This window comes from Leptolyngbya sp. FACHB-36, assembly GCF_014695955.1.
Lineage (GTDB): Bacteria > Cyanobacteriota > Cyanobacteriia > Leptolyngbyales > Leptolyngbyaceae > FACHB-36.
The window spans coordinates 1-2,012 of record NZ_JACJPG010000003.1 but is presented as its reverse complement, the minus strand read 5'-3'; the positions used below and the strand labels follow the sequence as shown (position 1 = coordinate 2,012).

The 2,012-nt window shown below is 58.3% G+C and carries 2 protein-coding genes; both read right to left on the bottom strand.

The window, feature by feature from the left end; translation table 11 throughout:
• The coding region (locus H6F43_RS00030) for a nucleoside transporter C-terminal domain-containing protein (protein WP_190340000.1) at positions 1–1,148 on the bottom strand (1,148 nt) is incomplete at its 3' end.
• Positions 1,149–1,265: 117 nt separating this feature from the next.
• A partial coding sequence (locus H6F43_RS00025; RefSeq protein WP_190339999.1) for a DUF2079 domain-containing protein occupies positions 1,266–2,012 on the bottom strand: 747 nt, incomplete at its 5' end.

The following is a 2,012-nucleotide window of genomic DNA, read 5'->3' as shown; positions in this document are numbered from 1 at the left end:
AGCAGCCGTCGCCCAATCAGCACCGAGGTTTGCCACAGTTCTTGCCAGTTCAGCGAGACGCCCGTGAGAAACGTCAGCGGCAAGAACAGCGCCCCAACCAGGTTTTGCAGCGTGATCACCTGAAATACTCTGCCAACGCCTTGCAGGAGCACGTTCTTGCTGACGGCGAGCGATGCGAGATTAGCAAAGAAGAGGTTCACCAGCGCAACCAGACCCAAAACCGCGATCAGCAACGCCGCGATCGCCACGGCCAACTTTACGCCGTCCAGCGCGCCCACCACCAAGCTTTCCATCGGACCGATGCGGGTAGGTTCTGGATCGGTAGTTGTAGCAGCTTCTTCCACAACGCGATCGCGCGTTTTCGGCTCCTCGGTTTCCGGCACCAGGATCTTTGCCATCACAAAACAGGCTGGAATTGCCATAATCGACGCCGACACCAGATGCCCGGTGATGTTTGGGAACACCGGACGCAGTAAGCCCACGTACAGTGCCAGCACCGTTGAAGCAATGCTGCCAAAACAAGACGCCAAAATGGCACACAGTTCGCTGCGAGTCATTTCCGCCAGATACGGACGCACAACTAGGGTGGCTTCAATTCCAACGAAAATATTGGCGGCACCGCTCAGCGCCTCGGCACCGCTGATCCGCATCGTGCGGCGAAACAGACGGGCAAACAGGTTGACGATCGGCTGAATTAGCCCCAACGCATAGCCCAGCGACATTAGCGCTGAGAAGAAAATCACGCTCGGCAGTGCCCGAAACGCAAAGATGTAACCGAGGTTGAGATTATCAGGACTGAGACGATCGCCTGGAACCGGAGCATAAGGCGGCGCGATCGCTCTGGCAATCCAGCGTCCTGCCAGCACGGGACCGGGCACGATCATCGGATCGGGCACCAGCAGTGGACCAAACACAAAGCGCGCTCCTGCTTCGGTGGCGTCTAGCACGGCGTTGACGCCATCATTCACGCCAACCACGATTAAACGCGTGAAGGGCACCAGAAACACCAAGAATCCCAGCGCGAGTTGCAGCCCGACGCCCCACAGAATCACTCTCCAGGGAATCAGGCGGCGCTGCTCCGACCCCAGCCATGCGATGCCGCACAGCCCGACCATGCCCAGCAAAGAAAGCAGGTTTAACCAGGGCATGGTGCAGTCCTCAAGCGGCTAGATCAATGTGCAGATGCGAGATATTGTACCGCCCAGCCGGTTTGTCAGAACACGCTTACTTCCCAGTCGAGAGCGTCCAGAGTAGAAACTGTACTTCTAAGAAACGCGATCGACGATCGCCCCCAACTCTTTACGATATTGCGTCCAATTAGCCAGCGCAGTTGCATCAGATGCAACGCCTTTTTGCAGCAGCACCACGCCATCTTCCACAGCACGCAGTCCGTAGCTTGAATCCGCGATCGTCTGCTCGATCAGCGGTACCAAGCGGCGGAGAGTATCGCGCTCCTCCTTAAACGCGACCTGATACTGCTGCAACTGCCACAAATCGGCAGCGAGATAGTCCACCGTGCGGACCTCGCCCCGATCGTCCTTAAATTGCAGCAGCGGCAGGCGAATAATGGCATGCCGACTCGACAACGGCGGAATCAGATACGTCGTCGCAGACACACTTGCGTCCGGCGGCACGGTGCGAATCACTTGTTGAGCCGCACTAGAGTGCTGCCATTGGCGCGGCAGCGACACATGCACCCATGGCACAAACGAGTCAGGAATCAGAAAGTACAGCGTCCGATTGGGATTAGCACTAATCGCAAACACGATCGACAGCGCCATGCAGCTCACCCAAAGGCGGCGGAATTTTGGCGTGAAGCGCTTGGCGTTGTAGGACCACCAAACGATCGCCCCATAAAACACACCCGGCACGACCGCCAGCGCATACCGCACCGTAATTGACAGCGCGGTTTGCCCCGTCTGCACCATCAGTGCCAGCAGCGGCACCCCCGACACCACCCACGCCGTTCCCGACACCGCAGGCACAAACGCCAGCGGCAGCCAGTGGCGGAA